The sequence below is a fragment of the Variovorax sp. Varisp46 genome (assembly GCF_059491885.1).
On record NZ_CP168515.1, the window covers coordinates 1,150,682 to 1,166,972 of the forward strand.

Genomic DNA, 16,291 nt, shown 5'->3' on the forward strand with positions numbered 1-16,291 from the left:
TCCGCGCATGAAGGTTCTCAATCTCCGCTGCGCACACGGCCACGGCTTCGAGGGCTGGTTTGCGTCCAACGAGGCCTTCGACAGCCAGTTGGCGAGCGGACTGGTCGAGTGCCCGGTCTGCGGCGACACCGCGATCGTCAAGTTGCTGAGCGCGCCGCGCCTCAACCTCGGCAATGCCAAGGCGCCGCAGGAAGCCGTTGCAACTGCCGCTTCAAATGTTGTTCCCGCCGAACTCTCGCCCGAGGCCCGCTGGATGCGAGCCGTGCGCGAGGTGCTGGCGAAGACCGAAGACGTCGGCGAGCGCTTTGCCGACGAAGCCCGGAAGATGCACTACGGCGAGGCCCAGGAACGGGGCATCCGCGGACAGGCCACGCTCGAGCAGACCGAGGCACTGCTCGACGAGGGCATTGCGGTGATGGCGCTGCCGATACCGGCTGCGCTCAAGGAAACCCTGCAGTAGCCAACCGGGCCGCCGCTGTTGCTCATGCCGTGAATTGGAGCGCAGCGAGGCGCGCATAAACGCCGCCCTGCGCCACCAGCGTCGCGTGCGTTCCCTGCTCGACGATCCCGCCGTGGTCCAGCACCACGATGCGGTCGGCCTTCTGCACCGTCGCCAGGCGGTGTGCGATCACGACCGTCGTGCGGTTTTCCATCGCCGATTCCAGTGCCGCCTGCACCATGCGTTCGCTCTCCGCGTCCAGTGCGCTCGTGGCCTCGTCGAGCAGCAGCAGCGGCGGGTTCTTGAGGATCGCACGCGCGATCGCGATGCGCTGGCGCTGTCCGCCCGACAGGCGCACGCCGCGCTCGCCGAGGAAGGTGTCGTAGCCCTCGGGCAGCGCCTGCAGGAAGTCGTGGGCGAAGGCGGCGCGGGCGGCGGCATGCACCTCTTCGGCCGTTGCCTCGGGCCGGCCGTAGCGGATGTTCTCTAACGCGCTGGCCGAGAAGATCACCGCATCCTGTGGCACCAGGCCGATGCGGGTGCGCAGGTCGGGCAGGGCGAGCGAAGCCAGCGGAGTGCCATCGAGCAGCAGGCGGCCCGATTGCGGGTCGTAGTAGCGCAGCAGCAACTGGAACACCGTGCTCTTGCCCGCGCCGCTCGACCCCACCAGCGCCACGGTCTCGCCGGGCGCGACGTCGAGGCTGAAGCCGCGCAATGCCGGCGTGTCCGGCCGGGACGGGTAATGGAAGGTCACCGCGTCGAACCTGATCGCGCTGCCCGCCACGGGAACGGGCGCGACCGTCGGATTCGACGGTGAAAAGATGGCCGCGGGCGCATGCAGCAGTTCCATCAGCCGCTCGGTTGCGCCGGCTGCGCGGAGCAAGTCGCCGTACACCTCGCCGAGCACGGCGGTCGCGCTGGCCAGGATGGCGACGTAGACGACGGTCTGGCCCAGGTGGCCGGCCGTGATGTCGCCGCGCAGCACTGCCTGCGTGCCCTGGTACAGGCCCCAGAGCAGCGCCGCGGAGGTCGCGATGATGATGAACGCCACCAGCACCGAGCGGGCCTTGGTTCGGCGCACGGCGGTGCGGAAAGCGTTCTCCGTCGAACCGCTGAAGCGCGCGGCCTCGCGGCCTTCGGCCGTGTAGCTCTGCACCACCGGAATCGCGTTCAGCACCTCGGCAGCGATGGCGCTCGAATCGGCCACGCGGTCCTGGCTGGCGCGCGACAGCTTGCGCACGCGGCGGCCGAACCACATGCTCGGCAGCACCACCAGCACGAGGATGCCCAGCACCTGCACCATCACATAGGGATTGGTCCACACCAGCACGGCCAGCGCGCCGATGCCCATCACCGCGTTGCGCAGGCCCATGCTCAGCGACGAGCCGACGACCGTCTGCACCAGCGTGGTGTCGGCTGTCAGGCGCGAGAGCACCTCGCCGGTCTGCGTGGTTTCGAAGAAGGCCGGGCTCTGCTTCAGCACGTGGCCATAGACCGCGTTGCGGATGTCGGCCGTCACGCGCTCGCCCAGCCAGCTCACCGTATAGAAGCGCGCCGCCGAGAAAAGACCGAGCGCCACTGCCACCGCGAAGAGGGCGCCGAAGTGCTCGCGCAGCGCCATCGTCTGGGCGCCCTTGTCGGCGCTGATCAAGCCACCGTCAATCAGGCTGCGCAATGCGATAGGGAAAACCAGTGTGGTGAGCGCCGCCATCACCAGAAAGATGCCTGCCAGGACGATCTGCACCCGGTAGGGACGGAGAAAAGGGCTCAGGCCCGAGAGCGATCGGGGCGAGCCCTTGGCCATGGAAGACGGTGGGGGAGAAGCCATGGAAGGATTCTACAGAAACATTGCTACTACAAAGGCAGCCTTGACAATAACTGCCTCGGCAACTAATATTCGGCCCATGAGCGATGCAACTACCCCCCAAGCCCCGTCGGCGCCTGCCGACGCCGAGCGTCGCGCGCCTGCAGCCTTCTACAGCCCGGAAACCTACCGTACCGAAGAAAGCATCGGCTACCTGATGCGCCGCATCGTCACGGCGGTCGGCCAGTCGGTCGAAAACCGCATGTGCGAGCCGGGCAGCCCGACCTATCCGCAGTGGGTGCCTCTCTATAAATTGCATGTAGGCGCCGCTACCACCGTGGCCGAACTGGCCCGTGCCTGCGAACTCGACACCGGCGCCATGACGCGCCTGCTCGACCGCCTCGAGGCCAAGGGCCTGTGCCGCCGCGTGCGATCGCTCGAAGACCGCCGCGTGGTCAATATCGAGCTCACCGACGAAGGCCGTGCCGCCGCCAAGGAAGTGCCCTACGTGCTGAGCCGTGTGCAGAACGAACACCTTGCCGGCTTCAGCACCGAAGAATGGGAGCAGCTCAAGGGGTACTTGCGCCGCATCCTCGACAACGCCCAGGCCCTCGCGGCCCGTGGAGATAAAAATGACTGAATCCCTCGCCGTGCGCGCCGTGCGTCGCACACCCATCATGGCCGCCGCACTGCTGGTGGTGGCATTGGCCGGCTGTGCCGACATGTCAGGCATCGGCTCGCAGGCCAAACTGCGCGACGCCTCGTCGCTGGGCATCGCGCCCGACAGCGCCGCGGCGCCTGCGTCCCGGCTCGACAGCCAATGGTGGCTGGCCTTTGGCGATACGCAGCTCGATTCGCTGATCGATCAGGCCGTGGCCGGCAACCCGAACCTGCAGGTCGCTCAAGCCCGCCTTGCGCGTGCGCAGGCCTCGGCGGACATTGCCGGCGCGGCGCTCAAGCCGCAGGTCAAGGGCGACCTCGACCTGAAGCGCCAGAAGTTCAACACCAACTACATCTACCCCGCACCGCTGGGCGGCTCGACGCAGAACATCGGCCTGCTGCAGCTCAGCGCCAGCTGGGAACTCGACTTCTTCGGCAAGAACCGCAGCGCGCTCGACACCGCCATCGGCGCGGCCAACGCCGCGGCCGCCGATGCGGATGCCGCACGCGTGCTGCTCGCGAGCAACGTGGCGCGCAGCTACTTCCAGTGGGCGCGCCTGAACGACCAGCTCACCGTTGCCGGGCGCACGCTGGCGCAGCGCGACGAAACGCTCAAGCTCGTGCGCGACCGCGTGTCCGCCGGCCTCGACACCCGTCTCGAACTGCGCCAGAGCGAAGGCGGCCTGCCCGAGGCACGCCAGCAGATCGAATCGCTCAACGAGCAGATCGCGCTGCAGCAGCACGCACTCGATGCGCTGGTCGGCCAGCCGAACGTGTCCGCATCGCTCAAGCCACCGGTGCTGGCGAACGTCAGGCCGATGGCGCTGCAGGCGAACATTCCGGCCGACCTGCTGGGCCGCCGCGCCGACATCGCCGCCGCGCGCTGGCGCGTCGAGGCCGCCACGAGCGACGTGGCCAATGCCAAGACCCTGTTCTATCCCAACGTGAACCTCACGGCCTTCGCCGGCTTCCAGAGCCTGGGTTTCGGCAAGCTGCTGAAGTCGGGCAGCGAGCAATGGGGCGTGGGCCCCGCCATCACGCTGCCGATCTTCGAAGGCGGCAAGCTGCGGGCCAACCTGCGCGGCAAGTCGGCCGACCTCGACGTGGCCATCGAAAGCTACAACGCTACCGTGCTCGACGCGGTGCGCGACGCGGCCGACCAGGCCACCAGCGCGCAGTCGATCGCGCGCCAGCAAGCTGAACAACGCGCCGCGCAGGCCGCTGCCGAGGGCGCCTACGACATCGCCGTGCAGCGTTACCGCGCGGGCCTCGGCAACTACCTCAACGTGCTGACGGCGGAAACCTCCGTGCTGGCGCAGCGCCGGCTGGCGGTCGATCTGGCCGCCCGCGCGCTCGACACACAGGTAGGTCTGGCGCGCGCGCTGGGCGGCGGCTGGCAGCCCCCGGCCACCGCCACGGCAGCGGCGCCATCAGCCGCAATGAACTGACATCACCCGAACCAGTCCGATTTTTTCGTCTTCGGAAAGAACTTCATCATGAGCGACAACAACACTCCGACGTCCGCTGCAGCCGCAGCTTCCGCAGCCCCCGAGGCGCCCGCCGGCAATGGCAAGCGCCGCCGCGCGCTCACCGCGCTCGCCGCGGTGGTGATCGTCGCCGGCGGCGGCTGGGGTGTCTACGAATGGCTGGTCGCCAGCCACTACGAGGACACCGACAACGCCTACGTGCAGGGCAACGTGATCCAGATCACGCCGCAGATCGGCGGCACCGTGATGGCCATCAACGCCGATGACACCGACTTCGTGAAGGCCGGCCAGCCGCTGGTGCAACTCGACCCGGCCGATGCCAAGGTGTCGCTCGAACAGGCCGAAGCCGCGCTCGCGCAGGCCGTGCGCCAGGTGCGCACGCTGTACGCCAACAACGGCTCGCTGGCCGCGCAGGTCACGCTGCGCCAGGCCGACATCGTCAAGGCGCAGAGCGACATCGCCAAGGCGCAGGACGACCTGCAGCGCCGCCGCGCGCTGTCGGGCAACGGCGCCGTGTCGAAGGAAGAGCTCAACCATGCCGAAACGCAGCTCGACACCGCCAAGAGCCAGCTCGCAGCGGCGCAGGCCGGCGTGGTCGCCGCGAAGGAAGCCCTGGTCAGCAACCAGTCGCTGACCGAAGGCACCAGCGTGGCCCAGCACCCCAGCGTGCTGGCCGCTGCCGCCAAGGTGCGCGAGGCCTACCTCGCCACGCAGCGCGTGGCCATGCCCGCGCCGGTCGACGGCTACGTCGCCAAGCGCACCGTGCAGCTCGGCCAGCGCGTGGCCGCCGGCACGCCAATGATGTCGATCGTGCCGCTCAACCAGCTGTGGGTCGACGCCAACTTCAAGGAAGTGCAGTTGCGCAACATCCGCATCGACCAGCCCGTGAAGCTCACGGCCGACGTCTACGGCAAGAAGATCGAATACAGCGGCAAGGTCGCGGGCCTCGGCGTGGGCACGGGCAGCGCGTTTGCGCTGCTGCCCGCGCAGAACGCCACCGGCAACTGGATCAAGGTGGTGCAGCGCGTGCCCGTGCGCATCGCGCTCGACCCTGAGCAGCTCAAGTCCAACCCGTTGCGCATCGGCCTGTCGATGGATGCCGAGATCGACATCTCCTCGAAGAGCGGCAAGATGCTCGCCGACGCGCCGCGCGCCGCTGCGCTCACGCAGACGCAGGTCTACAGCCAGCTCGACCGCGGCGCCGACGCCGAAGTGGAGCGCATCGTCGCGGCCAACCTCGGCCGCAGCGCGTCGGCCACGGCAGCTGCCGCACCGGCGAAGAATCCGACAGCGCCTGCCACGTCGGTGGCCGCGCAGGGGCAACCGGGCTGATCGCCCGGACTTTCTTCCTCAGGTAAACAGCTCGCCCATGGCCACCGCTGCTCCTGCTTACGTCGCGCATCCGCCGCTCGAGGGCGCAGCCCGCCTCTGGGGCACGGTCGCGCTGTCTGCGGCAACCTTCATGAACGTGCTCGACTCGTCGATCGCGAACGTGTCGCTGCCTGCCATCTCCGGTGACCTGGGCGTGAGCACCACGCAGGGTACCTGGGTCATCACCAGCTTCGCGGTGGCCAACGCGATCGCGGTGCCGCTCACAGGCTTCATGACGCAGCGCTTCGGACAGGTGCGCCTGTTCATGGCCAGCGTGATCCTGTTCATGATCACCTCGCTGATGTGCGGCCTGGCGCCGAACATGACGACGCTGATCGCCTTTCGCGCGCTGCAGGGCTTCGTTGCGGGCCCGATGATCCCGCTGTCGCAGACGCTGCTGCTGTCGAGCTATCCGCGCGCCAAGGCGGGCCTCGCGATGGCGATGTGGTCGATGACCACGCTGGTCGCGCCGGTGATGGGGCCGCTGCTCGGCGGCTGGATCACCGACAACATCTCGTGGCCGTGGATCTTCTACATCAACATCCCCGTGGGCATCGTCGCCGCGGCCATCACCTGGGCGCTGTACCGTCACCGCGAGAGCGCCACGCACAAAGTGCCGATCGACGCCATCGGCCTTGCGCTGCTGGTGCTGTGGGTGGGCTCGCTGCAGCTGATGCTCGACAAGGGCAAGGAACTCGACTGGTTCCACTCGGCGCAGATCATCACGCTGGCGGTGGTGGCCGTGGTCGGCTTCGCGTTCTTCCTGGTGTGGGAGCTGACCGACAAGCATCCGGTGGTCGACCTGTCGCTGTTCAAGCGCCGCAATTTCTGGTCGGGCGCCGTGGCAACGGCCGTGGCCTATGGCCTGTTCTTCGGCAACGTGGTGCTGCTGCCGCTGTGGCTGCAGCAGTGGATGGGCTACACCGCGACGCAGGCGGGCATGATCATGGCGCCCGTCGGGCTGCTGGCGATCTTCTTCTCTCCGGTGGTGGGGCTCACGGTGGCCAAGATCGACCCGCGCCGCTATGCGACCTTCTCGTTCCTGGTGTTCGCGCTGGTGCTGTGGATGCGCTCGCACTTCAACACGCAGGCCGATTTCGTGACGATCATCATCCCGACGATCATCCAGGGCATCGCGATGGCGTTCTTCTTCATTCCGCTCGTGACCATCACGTTGTCGGGCCTCACGCCCGACCGCATTCCGGCCGCGTCGGGACTGTCGAACTTCCTGCGGATCACCGCGGGCGCGATGGGCACGTCGATCACCACCACGTTGTGGGAGAACCGCGCGGCGCTGCATCACTCGCAATTGGCGGAGACCGTGAACCAGGGCAACAACGCGGCGACCAGCGCGATGTCGGGCCTCGCGGGCAGCGGCTTCAGCAGCGAGCAGGTGCTGGGGCAGCTGAACCGCATCGTCGACCAGCAGTCGTTCATGCTGGCGACCAACGACATCTTCTATGCGTCGGCGATCCTGTTCCTGCTGCTGATCCCGCTGGTGTGGTTGGCGCGGCCGCAGCGCGGCGGTGCCGGCAGCGACGCCGCAGCCGGCGCGCACTGAGCGCGCACACCATCGCCTCATCGACCCCCAGCCTCCGCAAGGAGCCTGGGGGTTTTCTTTGTCGCTGCGACGACAGTCCCGATTCGGATGCCGCACAGGTCCGTGCAGGTTGCACTGCAGCATAGGCATTTGCCCCAGTATCCAAGCGAGTGGCACGCACGAACAATCGGTCCGCGCTCAATGGTGGCGCATTGGGATGGACCGCATGACCGACTTTCTTTTTCCGAATCCGGGCGACCTCGCGAGATGAGCGACGTCATCCTCGAAACACGCGAGCTCACCAAGGAATTCAAGGGGTTCACTGCCGTCAGCAAGGTCAATCTCTCGGTGGTGCGCGGCTCGATCCATGCGCTGATCGGCCCGAACGGCGCCGGCAAGACGACCTGCTTCAACCTGCTCACCAAGTTCCTCGAGCCGACCACCGGCACGATCCTCTTCAACGGACAGGACATCACCGGCGAGCGGCCCGCGCAGATCGCGCGGCGCGGCATCATCCGCTCGTTCCAGATCTCTGCCGTGTTCCCGCACCTCACGCTGCTCGAGAACGTGCGCCTGGGCCTGCAGCGCCGGCTGGGCACTTCGTACCACTTCTGGAAGAGCGAGAAGTCGCTCAAGCCGCTCGACGCGCGCGCCCGCGAACTGCTCGCCGAAGTGGGCCTCGAGGCACTCGCCGACGAACAGACCGTGAACCTGCCGTACGGCCGCAAGCGCGCGCTCGAGATCGCGACCACGCTGGCCATGGAGCCCGAGCTGATGCTGCTCGACGAGCCCACGCAGGGCATGGGCCATGAAGACGTGCACCGCGTGGCCGAACTCATCAAGCGCGTGTCGGCCGGACGCACCATCCTGATGGTCGAACACAACATGAGCGTGGTCTCCACCATCGCCGACACCATCACCGTGCTTCAGCGCGGTGCCGTGCTGGCCGAAGGACCTTACGCCGAAGTCTCCGCGAATCCCCAGGTCATGGAGGCCTACATGGGCACCACCGACGGCCAGCTGCAAGGGGCCCACTGATGACCGCGGCACTTCAGATCAAGGGCCTGCAAGCCTGGTACGGCGAATCGCACGTGCTGCATGGCGTCGACATGGTCGTGCAGCCGGGCGAAGTCGTCACGCTGCTGGGCCGCAACGGCGCGGGCCGCACCACCACGCTGCGCGCCATCATGGGGCTCACCGGCGCGCGCAAGGGCAGCATCGAGGTCAACGGCAAGGAGACCATCGGCATGCCGACGCACCGCATCGCGCACCTCGGCATCGGCTATTGCCCGGAGGAGCGCGGCATCTTCGCGAGCCTTTCGTGTGAAGAAAACCTCTTGCTGCCGCCCGAGCTGAAAGGCGCGGGGCAGGGCATGTCGGTCGAAGAGATCTACGCCATGTTCCCCAACCTCGCCGAGCGCCGCCACAGCCAGGGCACGCGCCTGTCGGGCGGCGAGCAGCAGATGCTGGCCGTGGCGCGCATCCTGCGCACCGGCGCCAAGCTGCTGCTGCTCGACGAAATCTCCGAGGGCCTCGCGCCAGTCATCGTGCAGGCGCTGGCCCGAATGATCACCATGCTGCGCGCCAAGGGCTACACCATCGTCATGGTGGAGCAGAACTTCCGCTTCGCGGCGCCGTTGGCGGACCGCTTCTATGTGATGGAGCATGGCCGCATCGTCGAAAAATTCGGCGCGGCCGAACTTGAAGCCAAGATGCCGGTGCTCACCGAACTGCTCGGCGTCTGAACTCGAACACCCAACAAGATTTTTCAGGAGACCCAACACCATGAACAAGAAACTCGGACTCATCGCCACCGCCGTCGCCATCCTCGCCTTGAGCGCAGGCGCTGTGCAGGCGCAGGAAAAAGTGAAGATCGGTTTCGTCACCGATATGTCGAGTCTCTACGCCGACCTGGAAGGCAAGGGCGGCGCCACCGCCATCCAGATGGCCATCGACGACTTCGGCGGCAAGGTGCTGGGCCAACCCATCGAACTGCTGACGGCCGACCACCAGAACAAGGCCGACATCGCCGCTTCCAAGGCGCGCGAATGGATCGACACCGCTGGCGTGACCATGGTTTTCGGCGGCACCAACTCCGGCACCGCGCTGGCCACCGCCAAGGTGGCGGAAGAGAAAAAGCGCGTGTACTTCAACAACGGCGCCGGCAGCTCGGTGCTCACCAACGAGCAGTGCAGCCCCTACACCGTCCACTATGCCTATGACACCGTGGCGCTGGCCAAGGGCACCGGCGCGGCCGTGGTCGATCGCGGCGGCAAGAGCTGGTTCTTCCTGACGGCCGACTACGCCTTCGGCCACGCACTCGAAGCCGACACCACCAAGGTGGTGAAAGAGAAGGGCGGCACGGTGGTGGGCGCGGTGCGCCATCCGCTGAACGCATCCGACTTCTCGTCGTTCCTGCTGCAGGCGCAGAACTCCAAGGCGCAGATCCTCGGCCTGGCCAACGCCGGCGGCGACACCATCAATTCGATCAAGGCCGCCAAGGAATTCGGCATCAACAAGACCATGAAGACCGCCGGCCTGCTGGTCTTCCTGAGCGACATCCACAGCCTGGGCCTGAGGAACACCGAAGGCCTGCTGCACACCACCAGCTGGTATTGGGACCTGAACGACGACACGCGCAAGTTCGCCAACCGCTTCTTCGAGAAGACCAAGCGCATGCCCACCGACGTGCAGGCTGCCGACTACTCGGCTACCACCACCTACCTGAAGGCCGTGGCCGCCGCCAAGACGACCGACTCCGACAAGGTGATGGCGCAACTCAAGAGCATGAAGGTTGACGACTTCTACGCCAAGGGTCAGATCCGCGCCGACGGCAGCTTCATCCACGACATGTACCTGGTCGAAGTGAAGTCGCCCGCCGAATCGAAGAAGCCTTGGGACTACCTGAAGGTGCTCAAGACCCTGCCGGGCGACCAGGTCTTCACGGCCAAGGCAGAAACCAAGTGCGCCAGCTGGAAGTGATGCTCGCCCTCACGACTTTCCGTTCCTTCTCCAGGAGTTCCCGACCATGAAAAAGACGTTCGTGCTTTCCGGCCTGTCCCTTGCCATGGCGCTTGCCGCGGGCGCCGTCCAGGCCCAGGACAAGGTCAAGATCGGCTTCATCACCGACATGTCGAGCCTCTACGCGGACGTGGAGGGCAAGAACGGCGCCCTCGCGATCCAGATGGCCATCGACGACTTCGGCGGCAAGGTCAACGGCATGCCCATCGAGCTGCTGCAGGCCGACCACCAGAACAAGGCCGACATCGCGGCTTCCAAGGCGCGCGAATGGATCGACACGCAGGGCCTGACGATGCTGTTCGGCGGCACCAGCTCGGGCACTGCGCTGGCCATGGCCAAGGTGGCGCAGGAGAAGAAGCGCGTGTTCGTCGTGAACGGTGCCGGCAGTTCGGCGCTCACCAATGAGCAGTGCAGCCCCTACACCGTGCACTACGCCTACGACACCGTGGCGCTGGCCAAGGGCACGGGCAGCGCCGTGATCGCACGCGGCGACAAGAGCTGGTACTTCCTGACGGCCGACTATGCCTTTGGCCAGGCACTGGAAGCCGACGCGTCCAAGGTCGTGAAGGAGAAGGGCGGCACCGTGGTGGGCAGCGTGAAGCATCCGCTCAACACCTCCGACTTCTCCTCGTTCCTGCTGCAGGCGCAGAACTCCAAGGCCCAGGTGCTGGCGCTGGCCAATGCGGGCGGCGACACCATCAACTCGATCAAGGCCGCCAAGGAATTCGGCATCACCAAGACCATGAAGATGGTCGGCCTGCTGGTGTTCGTGACCGACGTGCACAGCCTGGGCCTGAAGAACACCGAAGGCCTGCTGCTCACCACCAGCTGGGACTGGAACCTCGACGACAAGACGCGCGCCTTTGGCAAGCGCTTCTTCGAGAAGACCAAGCGCATGCCCACCGACATCCAGGCCGCCGACTATTCGGCCACCATGACCTACCTGAAGGCCGTGCAGTCCGCCAAGACGGTCGATGCCGACAAGGTGATGGAGGCGCTCAAGAAGACCCCCGTCGACGACTTCTATGCCAAGGGCAGCATCCGCGCCGACGGCCGTTTCGTGCACGACATGTACCTTGTGCAGGTCAAGTCGCCGGCCGAATCCAAGCAGCCGTGGGACTACTACAAGGTGGTCCAGAAGCTGAAGGGCGAAGAGGTCTTCACGACGAAGGCCGAGAGCAAGTGCGCCCTCTGGAAGTGATCTCCCGCGGGCGCGCAGCCGCCCGGGTTCGTTGAAACACTTATGACCATTTCCCTTCCTGCGTTGTTGAGCCAGCTCCTTCTGGGGCTGGTCAACGGCTCGTTCTACGCCATCCTGAGCCTCGGGCTGGCGGTGATCTTCGGCCTGCTCAACGTCATCAACTTCGCGCATGGCGCGCTGTTCATGCTGGGCGCCGTCCTGACATGGATGGCGATGGAGTATCTCGGCGTCAACTACTGGGTGATGCTGATCGCGGCGCCCCTCGTCATCGGCATCTTCGGCGTGCTCATCGAGCGCCTGCTGCTGCGCTGGATCTACAAGCTCGACCACCTCTACGGCCTCTTGCTCACGCTGGGCCTCACGCTGCTGATCGAGGGCGTGTTCCGCTCGGTCTACGGCGTGTCGGGGCTGCCCTACGACGCGCCCGATGCGCTGTCGAGTTCCACCGACCTGGGCTTCATGGTGCTGCCGAACTATCGCGCCTGGGTGGTCGTTGCATCGCTGGTGATCTGCTTTGCGACCTGGTTCGTGATCGAGAAGACCCGCCTGGGCGCCTACCTGCGCGCCGGCACCGAGAACCCGCGGCTGGTGGAGGCCTTCGGCGTCAACGTGCCGCTGATGATCACGCTGACCTATGCCTTCGGCTGCGCGCTCGCGGCCTTCGCCGGCGTGCTCGCTGCACCGGTGATGCAGGTGTCGCCACTGATGGGGCAGAACCTCATCATCGTGGTGTTCGCGGTGGTCGTGATCGGCGGCATGGGTTCGATCATGGGCGCCATCCTCACGGGTCTCGGGCTCGGCGTGATCGAAGGGTTCACCAAGGTTTTCTATCCCGAGGCATCGTCTACGGTTGTGTTCGTGATCATGGTCATCGTGCTGTTGATTCGCCCCGCCGGCCTGTTCGGCAAAGAAAAATAAGGCGAGTGGCATGAACACGAAAAAAATCTCCCTCATCGTCTACGCACTTCTGCTGGTCGCGCTCGTCGCGGCGCCGTTCTTCGGCGCCTACCCGGTGTTCGTGATGAAGCTCATGTGCTTCGCACTGTTCGCCGCGGCCTTCAACCTGCTGCTGGGCTTCACGGGCCTGCTGTCGTTCGGCCACGCGGCCTTCCTCGGCGGCTCCGCGTACGTGGCGGGCCATGCCATCAAGGTCTGGGGGCTCACGCCTGAACTGGGCCTGATCGCGGGCACGCTCAGCGGCGCTTTCCTCGGCTGGATCTTCGGCGTGCTGGCCATTCGCCGCCAGGGCATCTACTTCGCGATGATCACGCTGGCGCTCGCGCAGATGATGTTCTTCGTCGCGCTGCAGGCCAAGTTCACCGGCGGCGAAGACGGCCTGCAGGGCGTGCCGCGCGGCAAGCTGTTCGGTCTGGTCGACCTGTCCAACGACCTCACGATGTACTACGTGGCACTGGTCATCGTGGTCGCGGCCTTCCTGCTGATCGTGCGCACCATCCACTCGCCCTTCGGGCAGGTGCTCAAGGGCATCAAGGAGAACGAGCCGCGCGCGCTGTCGCTGGGCTACGACGTGAGCCGCTTCAAGCTGCTGGCTTTCGTGATCTCGGCGGCGCTGTCGGGACTGGCCGGTTCGCTCAAGACGCTGGTGCTGGGCTTCGCCACGCTGTCGGACGTGCACTGGACCGCTTCGGGCCAGGTCATCCTGATGACGCTGGTGGGCGGCCTGGGCACGCTCTCGGGTCCGCTGGTGGGCTCGGCCGTGGTGGTGCTGCTCGAGAACAAGATCGGCGAACTCGGCAACCTGCTTGCGCGCATCACGACGGTGGACTGGTTCAACACGCTGGGCGAGTCGGTGACCATGGTCACGGGCCTGATCTTCGTGATCTGCGTGCTGGCCTTCCGCAAGGGGATCATGGGCGAGATCATCGCGTTCATCGACAGGCGGCGGGCGAAGTAATGCGCGGCCAACAAAAAAGGGAGCCTGGGCTCCCTTTGTGTTTGCGGATCAGCAATCGGTAATCAGCAGTTGCCTTTTTTCGCCTGGCCGGGCGGGCAGAAATCGCGATCGCGGTCATGGCCGTGCCGATGGCCGCCGTCGTGGTGGCGGTGGTCGTCTTCCCATTCGCGCTCGCGGCGTGCTTCACGGCGGGCTTCTTGCCGGCGCCAGTCGCCTTCGGTCCAGCGCCAGCCGCCGCGGTCTTCGACCCAGCGGCCCGGGGCATAGGCGTATCCCGCGCGCTCGGGCTGCCAGCCGCCCGGGCGCCATCCGTAGGCGCGGCCGTCCCAGGCCCAGCGGCCTGGTACCCAGACGAAGCCGCCGCGTGGCGGGGGCAGAGGCTCGTAGCGCGGCGGCGGCGGTGCCGTCATCACCAGTCCGGGCACATTGATGTTGACCGAGACTTGCGCGTTGGCGGCAATGGGGCTTGCAAGGATGGAAAGGGCGCCGGCCGCGGCCAGCACTGCGATTCGAATCTTCATGGATGATCCTCCGTTTTAAATGAGTGGGGCACGATTCCCAACGCAGGCGGCAAGGAATCGGTTGTCAGGCCTTGTGCGCGGCTACAACAGTTACAGCTTCAGCGGTGCGGCGTAGCCCGTCATTTCCAGATAGCCGCGGCCCACGCGGTGGCCTTGGACATCGAGCAATTCGCTCACGCCTTCCCAGTACACGCCGCCGGTCGAACCGCGGCTGTCGAGTTCCTGGTCGTCGAGCAAGGCGCGCACTTCGAAGTTGCCGGCGGGCGTTTGCACTCGCCATTGCGTCGGGTACTTCGCCTGCGTGCGCGGACTGTCCCAGGTCTTGAGGGCTTCGAAGCGCACTTCGTCGTTCCTGAAGGCTCGTGCCGCGCCATCGCGCTGGCGGAACGAGCCGCCGGTCCACAGCGCGCTGCCGTCGCTGCGCCGCAGGCGGAAGGCGGTGAGGGCGCTGCCGTCGTCGAGGTTCATGCCGATCCAGTCCCAGCCCACGGCCTCGGGGTGCATCAGCGCTTCGCTCCATTCGTGGTCGAGCCACGCGGCGCCGGCGACATCGAAGGCTTCTCCCTTGAGCGTGAGCCTGCCCTGGGCCTTGAGTTGCGGCTCGCTGTAGTAGTAGCTCGCCTGCGATTCCTCGGGGCCCTTGCGCGAGAGGCCGGCGTTGCCTTGCAGAAGCACCGGCTGCGTCGGCGTGAAGCGCAGCTCGAGCGTGAATTCGCCGGCCGGAATGCGCGCAACGTAGAGCCCGTTCTCCCGCACCAGCGACCAGTCGCGGATGCGCACGTCGGTGTCGTTGGTGCCGGCTTCGGCCACGCCAAAGCCCGCGCGTGCGATGCGCTGGTCGTGCAGCAGCACGCGGCCTTCGAGGTCGGTGACGGCCGCGTGCGCGAACACGAGATGCTTCGCGGCGAAGGCCGAGCGCATGCCCTGCGTGGCGTCGACGCGCGAGCGGAAGAAGGTCACCTGGAAGCCGAACTCTCGTCCGCCCGGAGTCTTCGCGTGGCCGGTGACGTACCACCATTCGGTGTGCAGGTCGGGGTGGCTGCCGAAGTCGCGCGGGAACTCCATCCGGCGCTCGGGCAGTGCCCACGCCGTCAGCGGCCCGGCCGCGAGCGCCGCCAGCAGCAGGCCGCGCCGCGAGAGGCCGAACAGCGACGAAGGAGGAGGCCTCATGCCGCCACCAGCGCATCGATGCGCCGCTGCGCCGGCGCGATGTCGCCGAAGGCATTCCGCACCCAGGCCGCATCGTGGTAGCTCGGCAGATAGCGCTCGCCCGCATCGCACAGCAGCGAAAGAATGGAGCCCTGCTGTCCCGCCGCGCGCATTTCGTGCGCCACGGCCAGCATGCCGATGAAGTTGGTGCCCGTCGACGGCCCGACCTTGCGGCCCAGCAGTGCCGACAGTGCATGCATCGCCGCCACCGAGTCGAGGTTCGGCACTTCGATCATCCGGTCGACCAGCGTGCGGATGAAGCTGGGCTCCACGCGCGGCCGGCCGATGCCTTCGATGCGTGAGCCCGCGTCCGTCAGCGAGGTATCGCCCGTGCGGTGGTAGGCCGAGAACACGGAGCCCTCGGGGTCGGGCACGCACACCTGCGTGTCGTGGCAGCGATAGCGCAGGTAGCGCCCGATGGTCGCGCTGGTGCCGCCAGTACCCGCGCCCACCACGATCCACTTCGGCACCGGATGCCGCTCGCGCGCCATCTGCTGGAACATGCTCTCTGCGATGTTGTTGTTGCCGCGCCAGTCGGTCGCGCGCTCAGCATACGTGAACTGGTCCATGTAGTGGCCGCCGCTGCGCTCGGCCAGCGCGCGCGCCTCTTCGTACACCTGGGCGGCATGGTCCACGAAGTGGCAGCTCGCGCCGTAGAAGGCGATCTGCGCGACCTTCTCGGGCGACGTGGTACGCGGCATCACGGCGATGAAGGGCAGGCCCAGCAGCCGCGCGAAGTAGGCCTCGCTCACGGCCGTGGAGCCACTCGAGGCCTCGACGATGGTGGTGCCCTCGCGCACCCAGCCGTTGCACAGCGCGTAGAGAAAGAGCGAACGCGCGAGCCGGTGCTTGAGGCTGCCGGTCGGGTGCGTCGATTCGTCCTTCAGGTAGAGGTCGATGCCGTGCGCCGCGAGCGAGGGCAGGGGCAGCGGGATCAGGTGCGTGTCGGCGCTGCGCTGGTAGTCGGCCTCGATGCGGCGGATGGCGCTGTCGAGCCAGGCGTTGCAGGACGAAGAAGAAAGTATTTGCTGCATATCGGCCTCAGTCTACAAGTCATGGTTTGTAACCCGGCGCGGCCGTAAATCGGGATACTGTGCGCTGCCGCTCACAAGGCAGAGGAGAT

At 66.6% G+C, this 16,291-nt stretch carries 15 protein-coding genes; 11 read left to right on the forward strand and 4 right to left on the reverse strand.

What is annotated here, in order from left to right:
- Positions 1 to 7: 7 nt before the first annotated feature.
- Positions 8 to 460 (forward strand): DUF1178 family protein, encoded by a 453-nt coding sequence (locus tag ACEN9N_RS05415; RefSeq protein ID WP_007837732.1) that lies wholly within the window; start codon positions 8 to 10, stop codon positions 458 to 460.
- A 22-nt stretch (positions 461 to 482) separates the two neighbouring features.
- Here the strand turns inward: ACEN9N_RS05415 and ACEN9N_RS05420 are convergent, their stop codons facing one another.
- Positions 483 to 2,267, reverse strand: a complete 1,785-nt coding sequence (locus ACEN9N_RS05420) for an ABC transporter transmembrane domain-containing protein (protein ID WP_495655519.1) — start codon at positions 2,265 to 2,267, stop codon at positions 483 to 485.
- 76 nt (positions 2,268 to 2,343) lie between these two features.
- Here ACEN9N_RS05420 and ACEN9N_RS05425 point away from each other — a divergent pair, with 76 nt between their 5' ends.
- The 10 genes from ACEN9N_RS05425 to ACEN9N_RS05470 all read left to right on the forward strand — a co-directional run bounded on the left by ACEN9N_RS05425 (position 2,344) and on the right by ACEN9N_RS05470 (position 13,438).
- Positions 2,344 to 2,883: a MarR family winged helix-turn-helix transcriptional regulator gene (locus ACEN9N_RS05425; RefSeq protein WP_042674198.1), complete on the forward strand. Its 540-nt coding sequence runs from the start codon at positions 2,344 to 2,346 to the stop codon at positions 2,881 to 2,883.
- Complete coding sequence (locus ACEN9N_RS05430; protein WP_413312546.1) at positions 2,876 to 4,351, forward strand: efflux transporter outer membrane subunit; 1,476 nt, start codon at positions 2,876 to 2,878, stop codon at positions 4,349 to 4,351. The genes ACEN9N_RS05425 and ACEN9N_RS05430 overlap by 8 nt, the downstream gene beginning before the upstream one ends.
- A 48-nt stretch (positions 4,352 to 4,399) precedes the next feature.
- The gene (locus tag ACEN9N_RS05435) at positions 4,400 to 5,722 is read left to right on the forward strand and encodes an HlyD family secretion protein (protein ID WP_413312545.1); all 1,323 of its coding nucleotides are present in this window, start codon (positions 4,400 to 4,402) and stop codon (positions 5,720 to 5,722) included.
- 37 nt (positions 5,723 to 5,759) lie between these two features.
- Positions 5,760 to 7,322, forward strand: coding sequence for a DHA2 family efflux MFS transporter permease subunit (locus ACEN9N_RS05440; RefSeq protein WP_007837722.1), 1,563 nt, complete (start codon positions 5,760 to 5,762; stop codon positions 7,320 to 7,322).
- A gap of 246 nt (positions 7,323 to 7,568) precedes the next feature.
- On the forward strand, positions 7,569 to 8,339 hold the full coding sequence (locus ACEN9N_RS05445; RefSeq protein WP_007837720.1) for an ABC transporter ATP-binding protein: 771 nt from the start codon (positions 7,569 to 7,571) through the stop codon (positions 8,337 to 8,339).
- On the forward strand, positions 8,339 to 9,046 hold the full coding sequence (locus ACEN9N_RS05450; protein WP_413312543.1) for an ABC transporter ATP-binding protein: 708 nt from the start codon (positions 8,339 to 8,341) through the stop codon (positions 9,044 to 9,046). Before ACEN9N_RS05445 ends, ACEN9N_RS05450 begins: the two co-directional genes overlap by 1 nt.
- A 40-nt stretch (positions 9,047 to 9,086) precedes the next feature.
- Positions 9,087 to 10,283 (forward strand): ABC transporter substrate-binding protein, encoded by a 1,197-nt coding sequence (locus ACEN9N_RS05455; protein WP_007834406.1) that lies wholly within the window; start codon positions 9,087 to 9,089, stop codon positions 10,281 to 10,283.
- Between the two features lie 46 nt (positions 10,284 to 10,329).
- Positions 10,330 to 11,523, forward strand: coding sequence for an ABC transporter substrate-binding protein (locus ACEN9N_RS05460; RefSeq protein WP_495655520.1), 1,194 nt, complete (start codon positions 10,330 to 10,332; stop codon positions 11,521 to 11,523).
- 42 nt (positions 11,524 to 11,565) lie between these two features.
- A complete protein-coding gene (locus ACEN9N_RS05465) occupies positions 11,566 to 12,441 on the forward strand; it encodes a branched-chain amino acid ABC transporter permease (RefSeq protein ID WP_495655521.1) in 876 nt (291 codons plus the stop codon).
- A 10-nt stretch (positions 12,442 to 12,451) separates the two neighbouring features.
- Complete coding sequence (locus ACEN9N_RS05470; protein ID WP_413331857.1) at positions 12,452 to 13,438, forward strand: branched-chain amino acid ABC transporter permease; 987 nt, start codon at positions 12,452 to 12,454, stop codon at positions 13,436 to 13,438.
- 62 nt (positions 13,439 to 13,500) lie between these two features.
- On the opposite strand, the gene ACEN9N_RS05475 is transcribed toward ACEN9N_RS05470, so the two are convergent.
- The 3 genes from ACEN9N_RS05475 to ACEN9N_RS05485 form a co-directional block, all read right to left on the reverse strand.
- The gene (locus tag ACEN9N_RS05475) at positions 13,501 to 13,959 is read right to left on the reverse strand and encodes a YXWGXW repeat-containing protein (protein ID WP_007836611.1); all 459 of its coding nucleotides are present in this window, start codon (positions 13,957 to 13,959) and stop codon (positions 13,501 to 13,503) included.
- A gap of 90 nt (positions 13,960 to 14,049) precedes the next feature.
- Positions 14,050 to 15,129 carry a lipocalin-like domain-containing protein gene (locus tag ACEN9N_RS05480; RefSeq protein WP_495655522.1) on the reverse strand — a complete coding sequence of 360 codons (1,080 nt, stop codon included), beginning with the start codon at positions 15,127 to 15,129 and terminating at the stop codon, positions 14,050 to 14,052.
- Positions 15,126 to 16,202 carry a PLP-dependent cysteine synthase family protein gene (locus ACEN9N_RS05485; protein ID WP_495655523.1) on the reverse strand — a complete coding sequence of 359 codons (1,077 nt, stop codon included), beginning with the start codon at positions 16,200 to 16,202 and terminating at the stop codon, positions 15,126 to 15,128. Before ACEN9N_RS05485 ends, ACEN9N_RS05480 begins: the two co-directional genes overlap by 4 nt.
- Between the last annotated feature and the right edge of the window lie 89 nt (positions 16,203 to 16,291).